This window comes from Ruegeria sp. AM7 (genome assembly GCF_056535965.1).
The window spans coordinates 2,491,819-2,510,455 of record NZ_JBQFJE010000003.1 but is presented as its reverse complement, the minus strand read 5'-3'; the positions used below and the strand labels follow the sequence as shown (position 1 = coordinate 2,510,455).

At 55.5% G+C, this 18,637-nt stretch carries 16 protein-coding genes and 1 pseudogene; 14 read left to right on the top strand and 3 right to left on the bottom strand.

Features of this window, described 5'->3' with window-relative positions:
- Window positions 1-8 precede the first annotated feature (8 nt).
- The 5 genes from gloA (at window position 9) to ACR3EG_RS16480 (ending at window position 4,047) form a co-directional block, all read left to right on the top strand.
- On the top strand, window positions 9-446 hold the full coding sequence (gene gloA, locus ACR3EG_RS16500; RefSeq protein WP_170717713.1) for a lactoylglutathione lyase: 438 nt from the start codon (window positions 9-11) through the stop codon (window positions 444-446).
- A 3-nt stretch (window positions 447-449) separates the two neighbouring features.
- On the top strand, window positions 450-854 hold the full coding sequence (locus ACR3EG_RS16495; protein ID WP_480497386.1) for a cupin domain-containing protein: 405 nt from the start codon (window positions 450-452) through the stop codon (window positions 852-854).
- 38 nt (window positions 855-892) lie between these two features.
- Entirely contained in the window at window positions 893-2,332 is a 1,440-nt protein-coding gene (locus tag ACR3EG_RS16490) for a glutamine synthetase family protein (protein WP_480497384.1), read from the top strand.
- A 53-nt stretch (window positions 2,333-2,385) separates the two neighbouring features.
- Entirely contained in the window at window positions 2,386-3,402 is a 1,017-nt protein-coding gene (locus ACR3EG_RS16485) for an alpha/beta fold hydrolase (protein WP_480497382.1), read from the top strand.
- A gap of 150 nt (window positions 3,403-3,552) precedes the next feature.
- Window positions 3,553-4,047 carry an Lrp/AsnC family transcriptional regulator gene (locus ACR3EG_RS16480; protein WP_480497380.1) on the top strand — a complete coding sequence of 165 codons (495 nt, stop codon included), beginning with the start codon at window positions 3,553-3,555 and terminating at the stop codon, window positions 4,045-4,047.
- A 216-nt stretch (window positions 4,048-4,263) separates the two neighbouring features.
- Here the strand turns inward: ACR3EG_RS16480 and ACR3EG_RS16475 are convergent, their stop codons facing one another.
- Window positions 4,264-5,838, bottom strand: coding sequence for an arylsulfatase (locus tag ACR3EG_RS16475; RefSeq protein ID WP_480497378.1), 1,575 nt, complete (start codon window positions 5,836-5,838; stop codon window positions 4,264-4,266).
- A 157-nt stretch (window positions 5,839-5,995) separates the two neighbouring features.
- Here ACR3EG_RS16475 and ACR3EG_RS16470 point away from each other — a divergent pair, with 157 nt between their 5' ends.
- From ACR3EG_RS16470 to ACR3EG_RS16460, 3 genes are all read left to right on the top strand, one after another.
- On the top strand, window positions 5,996-6,895 hold the full coding sequence (locus ACR3EG_RS16470; RefSeq protein WP_480497376.1) for a LysR family transcriptional regulator: 900 nt from the start codon (window positions 5,996-5,998) through the stop codon (window positions 6,893-6,895).
- An 881-nt stretch (window positions 6,896-7,776) separates the two neighbouring features.
- The gene (locus tag ACR3EG_RS16465; protein ID WP_480497374.1) at window positions 7,777-9,060 is read left to right on the top strand and encodes an NADH:flavin oxidoreductase/NADH oxidase family protein; all 1,284 of its coding nucleotides are present in this window, start codon (window positions 7,777-7,779) and stop codon (window positions 9,058-9,060) included.
- Window positions 9,061-9,481: 421 nt separating this feature from the next.
- Window positions 9,482-9,916 carry a lipocalin-like domain-containing protein gene (locus ACR3EG_RS16460; protein ID WP_480497372.1) on the top strand — a complete coding sequence of 145 codons (435 nt, stop codon included), beginning with the start codon at window positions 9,482-9,484 and terminating at the stop codon, window positions 9,914-9,916.
- Window positions 9,917-10,320: 404 nt separating this feature from the next.
- Here ACR3EG_RS16460 and ACR3EG_RS16455 read toward each other — a convergent pair whose 3' ends face one another.
- Window positions 10,321-11,262 carry an alpha/beta hydrolase gene (locus tag ACR3EG_RS16455; protein WP_480497370.1) on the bottom strand — a complete coding sequence of 314 codons (942 nt, stop codon included), beginning with the start codon at window positions 11,260-11,262 and terminating at the stop codon, window positions 10,321-10,323.
- Here ACR3EG_RS16455 and ACR3EG_RS16450 point away from each other — a divergent pair.
- Window positions 11,261-11,971, top strand: a complete 711-nt coding sequence (locus ACR3EG_RS16450; protein WP_480497368.1) for a TetR/AcrR family transcriptional regulator — start codon at window positions 11,261-11,263, stop codon at window positions 11,969-11,971. The genes ACR3EG_RS16455 and ACR3EG_RS16450 overlap by 2 nt on opposite strands.
- 1,176 nt (window positions 11,972-13,147) lie before the next feature.
- On the opposite strand, the gene ACR3EG_RS16445 is transcribed toward ACR3EG_RS16450, so the two are convergent.
- Window positions 13,148-14,041, bottom strand: coding sequence for a LysR family transcriptional regulator (locus ACR3EG_RS16445; RefSeq protein WP_480497366.1), 894 nt, complete (start codon window positions 14,039-14,041; stop codon window positions 13,148-13,150).
- A 477-nt stretch (window positions 14,042-14,518) separates the two neighbouring features.
- On the opposite strand from ACR3EG_RS16445, the gene ACR3EG_RS16440 reads away from it, so the two are divergent.
- The 5 genes and pseudogenes from ACR3EG_RS16440 to ACR3EG_RS16420 all read left to right on the top strand — a co-directional run bounded on the left by ACR3EG_RS16440 (window position 14,519) and on the right by ACR3EG_RS16420 (window position 18,632).
- The gene (locus tag ACR3EG_RS16440) at window positions 14,519-15,232 is read left to right on the top strand and encodes an NADPH-dependent F420 reductase (protein ID WP_480497363.1); all 714 of its coding nucleotides are present in this window, start codon (window positions 14,519-14,521) and stop codon (window positions 15,230-15,232) included.
- A gap of 43 nt (window positions 15,233-15,275) precedes the next feature.
- Window positions 15,276-15,455: a hypothetical protein gene (locus tag ACR3EG_RS16435; RefSeq protein WP_480497361.1), complete on the top strand. Its 180-nt coding sequence runs from the start codon at window positions 15,276-15,278 to the stop codon at window positions 15,453-15,455.
- 64 nt (window positions 15,456-15,519) lie between these two features.
- Window positions 15,520-15,966: pseudogene (locus ACR3EG_RS16430) on the top strand (DMT family transporter).
- A 444-nt stretch (window positions 15,967-16,410) separates the two neighbouring features.
- Window positions 16,411-17,124 carry a hypothetical protein gene (locus tag ACR3EG_RS16425; protein WP_480497359.1) on the top strand — a complete coding sequence of 238 codons (714 nt, stop codon included), beginning with the start codon at window positions 16,411-16,413 and terminating at the stop codon, window positions 17,122-17,124.
- Between the two features lie 344 nt (window positions 17,125-17,468).
- Window positions 17,469-18,632, top strand: a complete 1,164-nt coding sequence (locus ACR3EG_RS16420; RefSeq protein WP_480497357.1) for a TIGR03032 family protein — start codon at window positions 17,469-17,471, stop codon at window positions 18,630-18,632.
- Window positions 18,633-18,637 lie beyond the last annotated feature (5 nt).

The following is an 18,637-nucleotide window of genomic DNA, read 5'->3' as shown; positions in this document are numbered from 1 at the left end:
AGACCAAAGTGAGCGAGAATATCAGCAGCGGGTTCCGTCTGGCGCATACCATGATGCGAGTGATGGACATGGAGAAGTCGCTGGAATTTTACTGCGGCATTCTGGGCATGCAGGTCCTGCGACGCACCGATTACCCCGAGGGTAAATTCACCAACACCTTCATCGGCTACGGCCCCGAAGCCGAGTTCCCGACGTTGGAGCTGACGGCGAACTGGGATCAGGAAGACCCCTATGAAAAGGGCAATGGCTGGGGCCACATCTGCATCGAGACACCGGATGTCTACAAGGCCTGCGAAGAACTGGCGGCCGCAGGCGTGAATATCACCCGCCCGGCCGGTCCGATGAAGAACGGCACCCGCGTCATTGCGTTCTGCGAGGACCCGGACGGCTACAAGGTCGAGCTGAACGAAAGCATTCTGAAACATCTGGCCAAGGAAGGGTCGTGACCCATGAGCAATGCACCAAGACTTATGAAATGGGATCTGGTCGAGGATCGCTATAACGCAATCGGTGAAAGCGACAGCGACACCTATATCAAGCCCATGGTCACAAGCGAATTCAGCAAGACCATGTGCGGTGGGATCAACGTTCTCAAGAACATCAAGGTGCCGTGGGATCTGACCTGTGATGAGATCATCTATGTGCTGGAAGGTACGTTCCGGCTGGTCTGCGATGGGGAAACATACATCTGCAACCGCGGCGACGTGCTGTATATCCCCAAGGACAACCACATCTCTTACGAGGCGGATGAACGCTGCGTAATCTTCTATGCCGCCTATCCCCACAACTGGAAACAGCTGGCCGGTATCACACAGGTGCCCGGCATCGACCCCGACGACTTTGTGCCCGGCTAAGTGCCGGGGCCCCGGCCCGCTGACAGGAGGACGCCCAGATGCCAAAAGACAATCCCACTGCCAAAATCTATTACGACAGCTTTCACGATGCGGTCGAACGCAACCGGCCCAAGATCCCCGAGGTTAAAAAGCGCCTTGAGGATGCGGGTGTCAAATATGTGATGGGGGCTTGGATTGACCTGCACGGCATCCCAAAGACCAAACCCGTCCCCATGAGCGATTTTGAGGCGCTGTGTCTGGGCAAGGGGCCGCAATTCGCCGTGCATTCGATCTCTTACGTCCCCGAGCTGAGCCCCGCTGACAGCGATCAAGTGGTGGTTCCCGATTTGGACGCGGTCTATGTCTGCCCGTGGGACACATCGATGGCGATCATATTCTCGGACCTCTACTGGGAGGACGCACCCTACAACGTCTGCCCCCGTCAGGCCCTGAAACGCGCCATGCACGAGGCCGCGCAGGCAGGTTACATTGGCTATGCCGGGGTCGAGCCCGAGTTCATCGTGATGAAATACGATGAAAACGGTCAGCCGGTGAAAGCCTTCGATGACGACCCGGCACTGGGCCTGCGCCCGCGCCGTCAGGCCTTTGGCTATGACGTGGAATATTCGGTGGATTCGATGCCCTTCCTCAAGGACATGATCGACATTATCGAAGGGCTGGGCTGGAACCTGCACGACGTGGTGGCCGAGGGCGCTTATTCCCAGTTCGAGCTGGATTTCCACTATACTAACATGCTGGAAATGTCCGATCGGCTGGCCTTTCTGCGCATTGTTTTGAAAGAGGTTGCCAAGAAGCATGGCTGCTTCGTGACCTTTATGCCCAAGCCGACAGTGGGCGACTGGCGCTCGGGCGCGCATATCAACATGTCGATGCAACATGAAAGCCGCCCCGGTGAGAATATCTTTGAAACCTCCGAAGGCGACTGGTCGGATGAAAGCCGCTGGGCTGTGGGCGGCCTGATGCAGCACGCCGAGGCGATCACCGCCATCACCTGTCCGACGGTGAATTCTTATAACGGTCTGGTCCCGCGCGTGGGTGGGTTCGAGGGTGGCACCGTGACCTGGGCGCCGACCAATATCACCTATGGGTTCAACAACCGCTCGGCCCAGTTCCGTCTGCCGCAAAGCCGCCACTGCATCGAGAACCGCGCTTGCGATATGACCATGAATGTCTATCTTGCGATGGCGATGCATCTGAGCTGCGCGGTGAAGGGCATCAAGAACAAGATCGATCCGGGCCCTGCGACCGATTTCGACCTGTATTCTAAAACCGAAAGCGAACTGGCTGATCTTGGCATTCGACGCCTGCCGCGTACCTTGTGGAACGCTATTCAGGCGCTGCGTGGTGACGACATGGCCGCGCATGTGATGGGACCGGTGATGCGCAACTCGTATCTGGAATACAAAAACGACGAGTGGGAGCGATACCACCAATCCGTCACCGATTGGGAAGTGCAGGAATATCTACGGCTCTATTGATTTCCACCTCGGGCGGCCCTGGGGGCGCGAGGATCCAACACCCGGAGAAGGGCATGACGCAAGATTATCAGATCCTTGAGCTAGGCGATTTTCCACTGTTGTCCGGCGCAGTGCTGCGGGGTGCGAAGCTGGCCTATCAGACCTATGGAACGCTTGCGCCCGAACGTGACAATGTGATCGTTCTGCCCACCTTTTACACCGGCACCAATTCCCGGAATGAGGGGTTCTTCGGCCCCGGTCGCGCGATTGACCCGGCGCGGCATTTTATCGTCAGCCCGAACCTGTTTGGCAACGGGCGATCTTTGTCCCCGTCGAACGCGCACGTGCCACAGGACGGACCGCGTTTTCCGCTGGTTCAGATGTGGGACAATATCGCGGCGCAGCACCGGCTGATCCATGATCATCTGGGCATCAACCGGATTGCGCTAGTGGCCGGTTGGTCGATGGCCGGGTGCCAGTCTTATCAATGGGCGGCACAGTACCCCGACATGGTGCAGGCGATCCTGCCATTTTGCGCCTCGGCCCGGACCTCGCCGCATAATTTCGTCTTTCTCGAAGGGGTGAAGGCCGCTCTCTGTGCTGATCAGGCATGGAACGGGGGCGACTATGACAACCCGCCCAAAGCCGGACTAAAAGCCTTTGGCCGTGTTTATGCGGGCTGGGCGTTTTCGCAGGCCTTCTACCGCGAGGGGCTGTATAAACAGCTGGGGTTCGACACGCTCGAAGATCTGCTACTGGATTGGGAGGTTGATCATGTCGAAGGTTGGGATGCCAACAACCTGTTGGCCAAGCTGGCCACGTGGCAGGCGGGCGATATCGCGGCGGGGCCATTGTATAGAGGCGATTTCAAGGCCGCGTTAGGGGCCATAAAGGCACGCGCCATCCTGATGCCCTGCACGCAGGACCTCTATTTTCCGCCCGAAGACAACGAGATCGAGGCCCGGCACATGCCAAACGCCCGGTTTCGACCATATGACTCGCCCTGGGGCCATTGCGCGGCCAATCCTGGCAACGATGCCGGTTTTACGGCGGCTATTGATAACAATATCCGTGCGCTTTTACAGCAATAGGCGGGGATAGGATGCATCGTGCCGGAAATTGGTTTGCTGTCCCGGCAGGTTGGACCTTATGATCGAGGTTCACAAAACGGGCCGTTGGGCCGACAGACACAAGAAGGACGCGCTGTGAACTTATCGCGCAAATCAGAAGCGGATAGACCCTTGCGTCAGCGCAGCACGCATTCGGTGGATGAGCGTTTAAACAGTGAGATTGTCCGTATGCTTGAGGAAGACGGCCGCATGCCGTTTTCCGAGATTGCCCAAAAACTCGATGTGTCCGAGGGCACCGTGCGTAATCGCGTCAACGCGATGAAAGAGGCGGGCCTGCTTCGGATTGTGGCGATCACGGACCCGACGGCCTCGGAATACAAGGCAGATGCGATGGTCGGCCTGAAGGTGGCACCGGGTACGACCCCGCACACCGTGGCAGCGCGTTTGGGGGCCGTGCCCAGCGTTGTATATATCCTGTGGGTCACGGGGCGGTTCGATCTGATGGTGGAACTGGTTTGCGACGAACCGGATGATCTTGCGGCCTTCCTTGAAGAGTACATCCATGGGGTTGAGGACATTTTGGATTCGGAAGTGATGCTAGGCCTCAAGAACTTCAAAAACCAGTTCTTGCTCAAGCGAAACTGGGAACAGACAAGCAGAGACTGACTTATCTGTTCCTTGGCTTACGCCACTTCTGACCGTATCAAGCCGTCAATTCCCCTAATTACAAGCGCCAGTCGTTCCAACCGATCATATCGTCAAGTAGCTTCTACATCCTTGTCCGATCTGGTGGCCAATTAGCGGAACTTCGTCAATAGGTGTTTCCCGCAAGGTCTTGCAAGGATCGGGAGGCACGGATTTATGCCTCCCGAGAGTTGGTTTCTACTGCGACATTCCACCTTCGGTCGAGATTTGTTCTTCGACGTGAGACTGATTGGTTACGTCCGAACCCCGCGGAGGATAGTCCCTGAACGTAGAGAGGTGGTTTTGGACGATTTTGGCCGCCGGCCCAAAGGCCCACATCTTGTTGCCCATCCAACGTGTATACATCCCCGACTCTTCGGCCGCTTTTTCGTAGGGATCGCGACGTAGGTTGAACAGCAAAGGGGCGTTCAGCTCCTCTTTTGGCCCTGCCCAACCTTCGGTCTGGATCGTGAAATGTGCTTTCCAATCGCCATGGCGCACGGCTTGCAGATCGGGGCCCTCATAGTAGATGATCTCTTCCCGGTTACTCTCCCCCTCACCAGTAAGGAACGACAGTTGGTTGTACCCATCCAGGTGCACCTGATAGCCCTCGTAACCCTCCAGCAATGAACCAGTCAGATCATTGGGCCCGCCAGCAGCGGCAACAAGGGTGGGCATCCAGTCAAGACCGGCAAAAATACCGTTGCTCACAGTTCCGGCAGGGACTTTTCCGGGCCAACGGATGATGGCAGGGACGCGGAAGCCGCCTTCCCATGTTGTGCCCTTTTCACCATGGAACGGCGTTGTTCCTCCGTCCGGCCAGGTCATGGTTTCCGGTCCGTTGTCAGACGTAAAGACAACAATAGTGTTTTCTGAGACGCCCAATTCTTCCAACCGCGCCATGACTTTGCCCACGTTGTCGTCAAGCTCTTTCATCACGACATCCTGCAAACCGCGCCCGTCGCCCAGCATGGCCTCGTATTCGGGGCTTAGATGAGTCCAGACATGCGCGCGCGCCGGTGCCATCCAGACAAAGAACGGCGTTTCGCTGTCGACTGCGCGGTTGATGAAGTCCAGCGTGTGGGCTGTCACTTCGTCGTCCAGCGTTTTCTGCCGTTCGGGCGGAGCGGGGCCATCGTCAACAATACGTTGTTTGCCAACCAGACCCCAACGCGGGTCTACGGTTTCATCAACTGTATCAGCCGCATAAGCGTGAATAATGTTCCGAGGGCCAAAAGTCTCGTTGAATTTCTGATCTTTAGGCCAGTCCGGATCAGATGTGTATTCCATCGCGTTCAGGTGGTAGAGCCAGCCCCAGTACTCATCAAAACCTTTCACCGTCGGCAGGAATTTATTCATATCCCCCAGATGGTTCTTACCAAATTGCCCGGTCGTATAGCCCAGAGATTTCAGCATATTGGCCAGGGTTGGATCATCCTCGCTCAGACCTTTTTCAGGGTCCCCGGGCAGGCCGACCGTGTGCATTCCGGTACGTACCGGCAACTGTCCGGTGATGAAGGCGGATCGCCCGGCAGTGCAGCTTGGCTGCGCATAGTAATCCGTCAGACGCATACCGTCGGCGGCCAGTTGATCAAGATTTGGGGTTTGGATGCTTTTCACACCCTGATGATAGCTGCCAAGACTGGCCCAGCCGACATCGTCGGCCATGATGACAAGAATATTGGGCTGGTCGGTTTCGGCCAATACCGGCAGGGCACAAACCGCCGCCGTGGCTAGTGTGGCGGATACCGCAATAGATCGAAGAGCGAACATTGTTACCTCTGTGGACTTAGAAAAAGATCTCGATGGTGGAAATATCGAAGGGTCCGTCAGGGATAACGATTGAGACTTTGTTGTCGCAACAGAGCTTTACCATGATTTCATATTGTGAAATCTAAAACACGAAACTTGAAATGAAATTGGCCGCACGATGAACGAAAACGCATTGACCGCCTTTCTGGTATTGGCTGAAACCGGCAGCTTTCAAAATGCGGCTCGTTTGATGGGTGTCTCCAACGCGTCCTTGTCCCGCTATGTCGGGCAGGCTGAGGATCAAACGGGCCTTGTTTTGTTCCATCGCAGCCGCAACAGCAGCACATTGACACGCGCGGGGCAAGAATTTCTGCCAATTGCGCAGGCGCTCCGTGAAGATTTGAACCGCTATGCAACTCGCGTGGCTGGATTGCGTGAATCCGGGCCGGGCACTTTGCTAATTGGGTGTGGGCCGCTCACCACAAGAACTTTGATCCTGCCTGTCTTACGCGTCGTGCGACGGGCGATGCCTGACCTGCGTTTCCGAATTCTGGTTAGTGCCTATGCGCGTCCACTCGACTTATTGCAGGCGGGCGAATTCGACGTGTTCGTGGGCGATCTGACTTACACACCCGAAGCCGAAGATGTCGAGATCATGGTGATGGAGAAGCAACCCATTCAATTTGTCGCTCATCGAGATCACGAGATTCACCAGCGCGGTCCGCAAACCATGGCGGGCATATTAGATTATCCCTTTGCATCACCGCATCTGCACAAACACTGGAAAGCCGCTTTGACAAAAGCACTAGGTGGCGGCGCTGAGGCCGTCGAAAAGGTCAATTCACAGCCGCTTATCGAATGCGACGATTACAACCTCCTGACCGGGCTGTTGACGGGGCCTGACTTCGTTGTGGGAGGGATGCCCGACACATTCGCGGAGCTGATCCGGGCAAACACAGTCAAACCCGTGTTGATGAAGCAGAAGTTGACCTGGAACATCTGTGCGGCGCGCAAGTCGCAGAACGCGTCCGCCGCAGTTGAATTGTTTTGGAATAAGCTTGCCAATTATAAGGCGTGATCGGAGGTTGGAGGCACAAAGAGACCTGTAACTGAAGCAGTTCCTTACCCATATGAGAGTCGTTCTTTTATGCCCGGTAGATTTGCCGAGTTTCCGCTTGGGTCCCGAGAGCAGCTTTTGGATGAAAATGACCAATAACAGCGAATTCCGGTTTGCGTCAGTTTAGCCAGTCTCTGACATTGCGCTTGCAGCGAATGGCCGGAAAATAGGCTGAAAACGCAACATTCGAACAAAGCGCTAAAGGTCCGCTAAGGGCCGCGAGAAACAGCAAACCGACGCGCACAAAGTTGGAACTAAGTTCTAGCTCCAGCAACTGGTCTGCAGCTCAGGATCTAATTTCGTTTCCAATAGAAGAATTTTTTGGAGCGCCTTCCAGTGTCGAACGTTCGCCACTTTTCTGGTCCAACTATGACGATTGGTTCAGGTTCGTGTGACGTTCAACATTTACTGTGGAACGTCACTGATATTTGGCTCAATCGACAGCCAAAATCTCAATAAACCGGTTAATCACGTCATTCAATTCTAACCCTAACGTCAAGCATTTCTGACCCAATAGTGATAGCCGCCATTCATTGACACGGCGGCTAGGATCGGCTGCGAGCCCAACCCGGTCACGTCGATTTCATACTGCGCGCACTTGCAGCGAAAGAATTGCTGTGTGTGCGACGCGGGATACCTCTGTGTGGCAGAAGAACCAGCCATTGATGACTGGAGCAGAAAAGACCGATTGGGCAATTCACAGGTCGCGGACCAAACCGCACTTGTATGAATTAGCTCCAAGATGCGCTTTTGCGTTTGCTCAAGTGGTTTGTGGTGGTGCAACCTAAATGGACTTCGGCGACTGATAATTGGCTACAATTGTTTGATTGGGGCGAAAAGCAATGAAAGAACTAAGTTTTTCGGAACATCTCGACCTTCCATGCGGTGTGAGGTTGAAAAACCGCTTCTCGCGAAGTGCCATGACTGAAGCGCTCGCAGATGTTCATGATGCTCCAACCGAAGGCCATCAGACTCTCTATAAGCGTTGGTCTAATGGTGGCATGGCCATGCAAGTAACTGGCAATGTCATGGTCGACAAACGATACCTTGAGCGGCCCGGAAATGTCGTTGTTGAAGACGAGGGCACATTGGATTCTCTACGAGAATGGGCGACCGCCGCGAAATCCGGTGGCAGCCAAATCTGGATGCAAATCAGCCATCCGGGGCGCCAATGCCCTATTGTAGTGAATACACGGCCATTGTCCCCGTCCGCAGAAAAGCTGCGCATTCTAGGCCTGTTTGGAAAACCGAAGGCAATGAGGTCAGAAGATATTCTGGATGCGATCCAGCGCTATGCCAAGACCGCCGCGATCGCGAAGAAAGCAGGATTTGATGGCGTGCAGCTACATGCCGCGCACGGGTATCTCGTCAGTCAATTCCTGTCGCCTATCACCAACCGTCGCACGGACGAATGGGGCGGGTCGCTTGAAAACCGGGCGAGGTTTTTGAGGACGACTTACAAAGCGACGCGCGCCGCCGTTGGCAAGGACTATCCTATTGCAGTCAAGTTGAACTCTGCAGATTTCCAGAAAGGTGGTTTTACAATAGAAGAAAGCTGCCAAGTTGCGCGTTGGCTCGAACAAGACGGCATCGATCTCATAGAATTGTCCGGCGGAACCTACGAACAGATGAGCTTTGTCAATGGTACTGAGGAAAAGCAGCGCGACAGTACAGTTAAACGCGAGGCCTATTTTTTGGAGTACGCACGAGAGGTGCGCCGAGCGGTAACTGTACCCCTTATGGTGACAGGCGGATTTCGCAGCGTCGCTGCGATGAAACGCGCGATTATTGACGATGGGATCGACATGATCGGCCTTGCACGCCCCCTGTGTGTTCAGCCGAGTGCGGTGACGGGGATGCTGGACGGCTCCATCGAAAGGATTGGCATTGAAGAAGATGGTCTGGTTATCGGGCGCGGACGGTTCGGAGTAAATGCCCAAAACTGGTTCATTAATCTAGTCAACACTGTATCACGAGTCGAATATTATGCTTGGCAAATGAACCGGATGTCACGCGGCTCAATGCCTCAAACCGACGCCCGCAATAACGCAGTTGGTTACTTTTTGTGGTACCTCAACCGAACAACCTATCTAGGACTGCGCCGAAAGTTTGTTCGCCAATCCTAGGTTCCAGATAGAAGCGGCCTTGAAAGCTACCATTCAGTCGAGCAGATCCAATGCCCGCTCTGTCCCGTCCTGCCGCCATTAACTAGCTTTGCAGCTAAGGTCAGGAGCGAGCCCAATTCGACCGATGCTGCAGCTTGCACCAACGACCTCTTCCTAAGAGCGACCAATAACGTGCCAAAATCAACGGTGGTTTTGCCAAGGGTTTGGGGCACAAGATTTTCAACTGCTCCGGCGTCAGCAACGCCTTTGGCAAAAACGACCGTTTTGGCGCGAACAATGGGACAGCGACCACCCTAGGGTTGAAGATGTGCCTTTCTGGCAAAGTTCGGGTGGGAGCCCCAACCAGACTTCCAGCCACAAACCGCTTTCACCGCGTGACGGCGCTTGCTACCTTCAAGCGCATCCCGGAAGGAACGGCGAAATGGTTAGAAACACACCACTTATCGGTACATGGGAGCTGGTGGCCTGGTACAATGAAACGCATGGCGGCGAGCGCATTTACCCTCTCGGTGAGCGAGCAACTGGCTACATAAGCTATTCGAATGACGGCTTTGTTTTCGTACATCTCAGTGCGGCGGATCGGGCGCTCTACGTTTTGAATGATCCCTTCGGTGGCACCGCGGACGAAGACGCCGCGGCCATCAAATCTCAGATCACTTATGCTGGGCCGTTTGAATTTTTTGGTGACCACGTGATCCATCGAGTCACGCATTCCTCGTGTCCGAATTGGGTCGGAACCGAGCAGAGGCGCATGGTCGAGTTCAAGGGCGAGGGACTTCGCCTGAGTGCAGCAGGTGCCCTTTTTCAAGGTGAGGAAGTAACTGCAACTGTAGACTGGCAGCGTGCGACACAGTGAAAGCCAGGTTTCCCACAGGTTGAGTGCTCAAATTCGGGCGCAAACGATCGTTTTTGACATGGCGGTCATGTCTGACCGTTCTTTAGATTGATCCCGTAAGCAGCCATTGGCACCGTCGCTGCGAAAGCTCACTATGTCCCGCGATCGGTTAGTTTACCGACGTCTTGACTTCGCACTTGCAGCGAATGACCGCAAAGCGGGCTGCGACTGCAGCATCTTGAAGGTAGGTCGAAGGTCCGGAAAGGGCCGATGGCTAGGAAGTGGAATTCTGGGTAGGCGCTTATGCTGCGTCTGCTCCGAGGTAAGCAAAGAGCCCAAACTTCCCAAATTCTGCGCCAAAGACCAATAACCGCTTATTGGCAAGGAGCAGGCAGAGGTCAGTCTGTAACCTCCGCACTAAAGGATCACTTGTTGAAGAATTCAGCGGCAGCGTCACATGACGCTTTCACGGCTTCTGGCTTCCAGTAGAAGTCAACGTGGCTGAACTCATCGAAAGCCCGAACATCTGGGTTGTTCGTCAGCCGATCAATGAAGTTCGTAGAACAGATTGCAGTCGCTGCGCTTGTTCCATAGATGACCATCGTCGGTTGCGTGATCTTGTCTGCATAATGCTCGGCAATGGAAATCAGCGACTGCATGGGTTGATCACCAATATGTTCAGCGGTGAAGTTCTCGACCTTGCCATGGCCAGCAACGCCATCCTTGCCGTAGTAGTTATAGGTATCGTCTGACATTGGAATGCCCAATGCGTTGAACTCTTCCCGTGTCATGGTGTCGTTCAGGACAATTGGCCAAGTGTAGTCTGCCTCTCCCGTTTCATACATCTTCTGTTTCGAAGCATTGGCCGCCGCGATTGTCTGGTCGGCAATGCCACGATCCCCCCACTGGAACGCATCGGCTGCCATCATGCCGGACACTGTGACGATCTTCTTGATCCGATGATCGGTAACAGCGGCGGAGGAAATGATCGAACCGCCCTGACACACCCCGAGACCATAGATTTCATCGACGAATGGAAGGGTCCCAAGGTAGGAGACTGCATCCCATGTGTTCTCGATCAGCCGAAACATATATCGGCTTTTCTTGTACTCACCCGGCAGGGCCGGAGAGTCGCCCATACCCAAGTAGTCAAAGCCCAAATAAATGAAGCCGCGCGCTGCCATCTCCGGGCCGTAGGTCGCAGGGATTTGCCCTCTGACTTGAGGGAATGGGCTTGCGCCAACGAGCGTCATATATTTTTTGTTCGGATCAAAGTCTTCGGGAAGGTACAGGTCACCAACCAAATTCACACCGAATGATTTGAAGGTTACTTGGTTTTTGCCTGCGCTAAGAGTTTGGGTTGTCATGGTCTTGGTCCTGATCTGGGTTGAAGGCGGTTTGCCTTGCAAAAGTAAATCATACAGTTTACTTATTGATGGACGAAGATTTTGTAAACAACTCTTTTTACTTATTGAGGCGAAATCCGTGAAGCGTACTGAAAAGAAAAGAAAAGATATCATCGACGCAGCCATCGATGAATTCAGAGAACAGGGATTTCTGGGGGCGAAGACCACTTCCATCGCCAAAAAGGCGAACGTATCGAGTCGCACGCTCTACAATCACTTTGAAAGCAAAGAGGCTCTGTTCGACGCAATCTCAGAGATCATGTTAGAGCAGAACCGGAGCATGGAGCCGGTGTCCTACAACTCAGATCGAGACTTCGTTGAGCAATTGAAGGACGCTCTGTGGCGGTACATCGCGGTCATAACGGATGAAACGGCCATCGGCTTAAATCGCATGGTCTTGTCGGAACTGATCCGCGACCTTGACCGGTCCCGAAAGTTTTTCACAGAGACCGAAACCCACGATTACCCTATGACACGGTTGATCGGCGAAGCCATGGACGCAGGTGTGATCCGCAAAGCTGATCCGGTTTTTGCGACCAACCAGCTTCTGGGGCTCGTGAAAAACTTCTTCTTCTGGCCGGAGTTTTTTCTCGGCGAGAACACGACGCCCAAGGACGTACTGGACGATTGCGTCGCCATGTTTCTGGCGCACTACAAAGCGGGCGTTTGATTGGCGAAAACGAACGGCAGGAAAGTCCGCAGGACGTTAGTTCGTCGGCGACCAAATCTCGTAGTTGCAGCGAAAGTCTCTTTTGATGGGCCGCAACGCAGCAATAACTGGCTCCGACCAATGGCAGGTAAAACTATGGTCGGCGACAAAGCTCTCCGTGGGCCGATATCGCGTGGGACAGACACATTCATCCACTGGCGTGTTTCGCCGAACTGCCCTCCGGTTTTGCCCGCAATGCGTGTTGGAGGCTCGGGAGCGGTTCGAGGATCACGGGATTTATGAGTTGCTCGAATGAAAAGTGTTCAGCCTGCATCGCTGCGAAAGACACGGAACGATGCTACGAACACTTCCGCCAGCGGGTCACTCCCATGAAGCCTACGATTTTGCAACCCAAGCGCTCAGGCATTGGGCGTATATCGAGGCGACTGCTTCCGAAGGTAAGGTTCTGCCACCGACGCGCTACGAGTATTATGTGCGTGACCGCATCCGCAAGGGTGAACAAGATGACTGGCTCCGAGACGTTGATCTAGCTGCATTGAATGGAGCTTGTTTGTCGCTTGGAGCTGCCATTGATGGGTGCCGTGGAAAAACCGCCAACAGCCTTGCGCACCCGGAAGCAAATCAATTGGCTGAACTTGGCTTCTCCTACCTAACAGATGGGCCAGACGGGTTGTCACGAACACTTCACCTGCTTCACGAAGAGAGCAACAGCGACCGCCCATATTTCAGCACTGATCTGGGGCCATTTTATGATTGGCTGCATAAGGCGCAGGACGATCCAACTATGCGCGACATACTAACCAAAACACGTGACCACATCTTTGAGACGTACCCAGTTCCCTTGGATAAAGACGTCCTTGGGCAAACGCCGCCGCGTGAAATCTGGCTCACCATCGAGGAAGCCCGCAAGCGCTCGGGCTTCGGCGCTGTCTTCTTGAAAAAGCTGTTAGGGTACCTCGAAGGGATCAGTGCCGACGAAGCCATGAAACGCGCAGATATTCGCGTGTCCGAGCTTTCGCGGGTTCTTTCGTTTTGGTCGGGTCTCATGAACTTGTCACAAGCAGCGAAGGAGTTGTCCATTCGGGCTGAGCAGGTCAAGGCGCTTGCCGGCAGTTGCGGACGCAGCCTGCATGCTGCAATCGCAGCCCGCTTAAGGCGCCGCTCCCGCACTGCCGATCACTCAACGCGAAACTTCTCCTTGGCCAGATCAACGAAGGCGCGCACCTTCGGTGCCAAATACCGGGTTGAAGGGAATACAGCGTGTACTGGAACGGGGGACGGGCGCCATTCCGGCAGCACGATGTCCAGGGTGCGGTTGCGAACAGCTGCAGCAGCCATGAACGACGGAAGCAGGCAAACACCCATCCCTTCGATCGTCATCCCGAGGGCGGCTTGATTGTTGTCAACTTGATACTTTGGCTTTGGGGTAACGGTCTGTTTTTCCCGCTCGCGAAATACGGTCCATTGCGGCGCTCCACGAGGCGTGAAGGCCACGCTAGCGTGATCTTCCAAGTCTTCCAGATGAGCTATTGCACCTTTTTCCCGCAAGTAGCTAGGGCTCGCGTAGAAGTGGTACCCGACCTCTCCGAGCTTTCGCGCTGACAGCTCTGAATCAGAGAGACGTCCAACCCGAATGGCGACATCAATGCCTTCGTGAATAATGTCTGCAACACGATTGGAAAACTCAGCTTCCACGCGGACACCCGGATGTTCTCGGAGGTAACTCGAAATCCACGCGTTGACGACGAGTACCCCGAACTCCGGTCCGGCCGTCAGCTTGAGGGTTCCTGTCGGTTTCCCTTGCGACTGGGCCACGCTGTTTTCGGTCTCTTCGAGCGCCTGAAGAATCCCGGTGGCTCTTTCATAGACCTCGCGACCAATCTCTGTGACACTGAGGCGACGGGTTGATCGTTCCAGCAGTCGCGCGCCGAGCTTTTTCTCAAGACGCGTCACGATCCGGCTCACATGGGCCTTGTCTGTCCCGAGGGTCTCGGCCGCAGCTGTGAATGTCCCGCTGGTGACCACGGCGACCAATGTTCTCAACTCCAGGATTTCTATTGTTGTATCCATAGACAACATTTTGTCTCAAGCGAGCGTATTTTTCAATGCACCGTGTCGATGCATCTTAGGTTCATCAACTGAGACATGAACCAAGGAAAAGACATGACCGACACAAAGAACATCGCCGCCGTTTAGGGGTTTTTGGGCGCTCAATACGAGGGAGACTTCGACACGGCCTTTGCCAACTACGCGCAGCCAGCGTTTCGCTGGATCGTAGGAACCGCTGACAACGCTTCTGTTCTCCGAGTTTGAAGCACTGGAGTTCGATGCACAGCAATACACCGATGCCGGCGACAACGTCTTTGTCGAGGGCCGGTTCGTCTTTCGGCACCGCGAGACGGCGAAGATCGCCGTCAGTGACTTCATCGCGCGGTTCGACATGCGCGACGCGCGGATCACCGGCGGCCAATTCTATGAGAACACGGCCGGTGTCGCTGACGCGCGCCGCGCCGCCTAACCCCGAACACTATTAGAAGGAGAAAAGAGATGAAAATCGGGATCATTAACGCAGGAAACATTGGCGGGCGTCTTGCGCGTGCCTGGGCCAATGCCGGTCACGATATCATGCTGTCAAAGGATGGCGAGATCCACAAACTCGACCCGGTGCTGGCCGACATCGAAGCGGCGGGTCATGGCGGGTCCGTGAGTACCGGTTCCTTGCGCGAGGCCGCGGCCTTCGGGGATGTGGTACTTTTCTCAGTCTACTGGCCGCGCCTTGATGCGGTGCTGGCAGAGATCGGCGACGCCCTGGACGGCAAAACCGTAGTTGAGACGATGAACCCCCTTGGCGTCACGGAGGACTTCGTGCACTACCACGATACCGAGTTTATGACCGAGAATTCCACGACTGAGCAGCTTCAAGGCAAACTGCCGAACGCGCAGGTGGTCAAGGCGTTCAGCACCATCGCAGCCCCTGTTCTGGAAGCCGCTGCCTGGAGTAATCGCGGAGACCGACAAAGCGTCTTTTATGTCGGCGGCGACGCGGACGCCAAAACGGTGACGCGCACCCTGATCGAAGACGCTGGTTTCCGGCCCGTGAACGCGGGGCCCATCTCGGCAGCGCGCCAGCTCGAACAGATCGGCGTTCTGCTCCACCACGTAGCTCACAACGAGTTCGGTGGGGATGAGGACCTGATCCGCATCGGGTTCCGAATGGTCGAGTCAGACCCTGGCCCCATCGCCCGCGCGCGGGTGGCGTGAAGCAACCGCACCGGGCGGCTGCAAAAACCGCCCGGGCCTGCTTATGACAGAACGCGTAGACGGCGCAGGGCATGTGACCGCACGCAATGCGCCCGAGATCCACGCCCGCGCCGCCATCACCTTCCTGAAACAGGTCTATGCCAAGCAACTGCTGCCGAAGGTTCTGAGTGATCCCAAGTCGGTCGAAGCAGGCATGAAATTTGCTCTGCCGCTCGCGGCGTGAATTTAATCAGCGTTGGCGGCGTTGCGACGCCGTCAACCAATGAACTTAGCTGTTGGAGAGAACGATGCAGAACTCGATACTGATCGGCGCCGCGTTGGCCACTGGTGCATTGGTGCCATTTCAACTTGCGTTCAACGCGCAACTTGGAGCAGTGACGAAGAGCCTCTTTACCGCTGGACTGATCGTTTTTCTTGTTGGTGCCGCCGTGTTGGGGATCGTCGTAGCCGCGCTTCGCCAACCCCTGCCAGAATTCGGGGAACTCATCCGGGCGCCCAAAACCGTTTGGCTCGGAGGGCTCATCGCGACGCTTTAAATCTTGGCCATCGTTGTTGTCACATCGCGCCTTGGCATCAGGACAACTGCGCTTCTGGTGATCGCGGGGCAAATCCTGATGGCGATTGTGCTGGACCATTTTGGTGCCTTCGGATATCCGCAGATCGCCATCAATCCGCAGCGAGTGATCGGTGCAACCCTGGTGATTGGTGGTGTGTTTCTCATCCGCTTTCCGTAGGTTAGAGCTAGAAGCTTCCGGCCCCAACCTGCCGTTGATCAAGGCCCCCATCGCTGTAGTGCGGTCCGCCAAACCGGCCATTCACTGCACGAACAAAACGAACCGTTATACGAATTCACAGATCACGGGACTTTACCGTCATTCAAATTTCCGTCTTCGCTGGCGCAACATCCGCTCACTAATGCAGCATTGTTTCCATCGCGCTACGGCAAGTGCCACAACAGCGACCGTTCAAACGAGGTTCGACAATCCAAACGGAGATAAGTCCATACACGTTTACATTGCCATCGGTCATACCTGTCATCAAAAGGTAGTGAATTCGCCTACGACACTTTGCAATCTGTAAAAAACACTTGATAGACGTTGACTCGGACCCTCTCGGGTAACGCTAAAGCGGTTTTAACATACAGCAATAATAAAACGTGCCGGGGCCAGATACTTAACTTGGACTTTGAGAATACCGTACGCAGGCATCGGCTGGAGTTGATCGGCCTTGAACTTATCTCTGCCCTGACCCGCGCTGGGTTTTCGCGCAACAAGTGTATCATCGAGATTTACCTCAAGGTTTTTTCCGATGCGCCCTGGACGATCTCAAGCCTGGCTCATGCGTCACGGATGGATCGGGCGATTATCCGTGATCATATGAACCGCGGTCTGAAAAACGGCGAGTATGAGCGAACTGGAACTGGGATCACCCTGACCAGACACGGCCAGGTCATGTTCATGCGCAGAATGCGGCTGTGGCAGCGCAACATTCGTCCGGATATTCGCAGATTCCTCTATACGTTTTTCAAAGCAACCGGCGGCGATCGTTCCTGGCGTAACTACCTGATGTTCCTTCTGTCTTTGGACCGGACTGCGCGCCTTGTGAAGATGGAGTACTCGTACATCGCCGCCTATGTGGTGATTGAATGGGAGGCCGGCCCCAAAGGAGCGACGATACGGGACACGGCCAAGCGCACCGGGTTCTCCTATAGCGTCATACACAAGCAATTCTCAAAGCTGGTCGAAGACAAGATCATCGAACGTCGGGATGGCAGATATGTCATGACGCGTGCCGGTCGACGCTATAGCTTTTTTCAGTTCATTTGGTCGTGGCGTGCGGTCACCATGAAAGAATGGCGCATTGCGTCCAAAATGATGACGTTCCAGCCCTGAGATTCCACGATCCCCCACCCTGATCCGCGAGAATTCCACGATCCCCCAGGTTTCCTGCTCAAGAAATCAATCGACGCTGCTAGTCACAAACTAGGCGCGCCGGTGCAAAAGTTTTCCGTTTCTTTGTTACCGAGTTTGGATGCTCGGCGAGCCAAACAAACAAAAGCCTGCGCGTCCTTCAGGGGACGTCGAAAGGCAACAACGAAGCGAGCAGTCATACTTTGAAGTTGAGTGCCTTAGCGCGGCCAATGCATTTGGCCGTACCCGTTTTTGCATTCTGCGAAACGGGTCTGAGGCCCGGTAAAACAGCAACGGAGATGGCCGCGAAACAGTAAGTGCGAGCCGTGACCGTCAAAGACAAGCAGCAAGACCCACCGGCAGCGGAGGACCCGCTGAACCTGAACCGCAATGCCGGCGATAAAGACACTCAGGAGGTCAAGTTCTCGGCGTCTGCGGGGCTGGCGACACGGCTGTCCGGCCTCGGGACCGGGCTGACGTTCTCGTCCTACCAGTCGAACCTGCTGTACCTGGTGGGGATCAAGCCGGGCGGAGGGCTCAATATCCATCAAATGGCGATGCCGCGTCCGATGGGGGTGCATCGCCACGGGGCGCATGGCCTGTCGATTGCGGCCGATGACCAGATTTTGCACCTTCAAAACGTGCTGGACCCGCATGAGCGGATGAACCAGGTATTCGACGCGGGCTTCATGCCCCGCCGCAGCGAGTTTACCGGGCGTCTGGACCTGCACGATCTGGGCATTGACGCGGATGGGCGCTCGGTTTTCGTCAACACTCGGTTCAATTGTCTGGCGACACCTGACCCCCGCCACAGTTTCCGCGAAATCTGGCGACCGCCCTTTATCTCGGGCCTTGTGGATGAGGACCGCTGCCACCTGAACGGTCTGGCCATGCAGGACGGCCAGCCCCGCTATGTGACGGCGGTTAGCCGGTCCGACACGGTGGATGGCTGGCGCGACCGGCGTGCCGATGGCGGGATCGTCATGGATGTTCAGACCAACCGGATCGTCTGCACCGGCCTGTCGATGCCGCATTCGCCGCGTTGGCACGACGGGCGACTGTGGGTCCTGAACTCGGGCCGGGGTGAGCTGGGCGAGGTCGAGTTTGACGCCGAGGGCACGGGCCGCTTTGTCCCCCGCGTTTTTTGCCCCGGCTTTGCGCGCGGGCTTGCGATACAGGGCAAATACGCTTTCGTCGGGCTGTCGAAACCCCGCTACGAGCGGTTCGAAGGGCTGGAACTGGACGCGCGCCTGACCAAGGCCGACAGCGACCCATGGTGCGGCATCCAGATCATCGATCTGGACAACAAGACCTGCGTGGACTGGCTGCGCCTCGATGGCCCCGTTGCCGAACTTTACGATCTGGAACTTTTGCAGGGCCATCTTTGCCCGCTGGCCATCGCCCCGGGCACGCCCGAGGCGAGCGGCACAATCACACTCTCGAAGCCGGACCAACCGGACGAAACACCAAAATCAGAAGGACAGGAATAGAAACC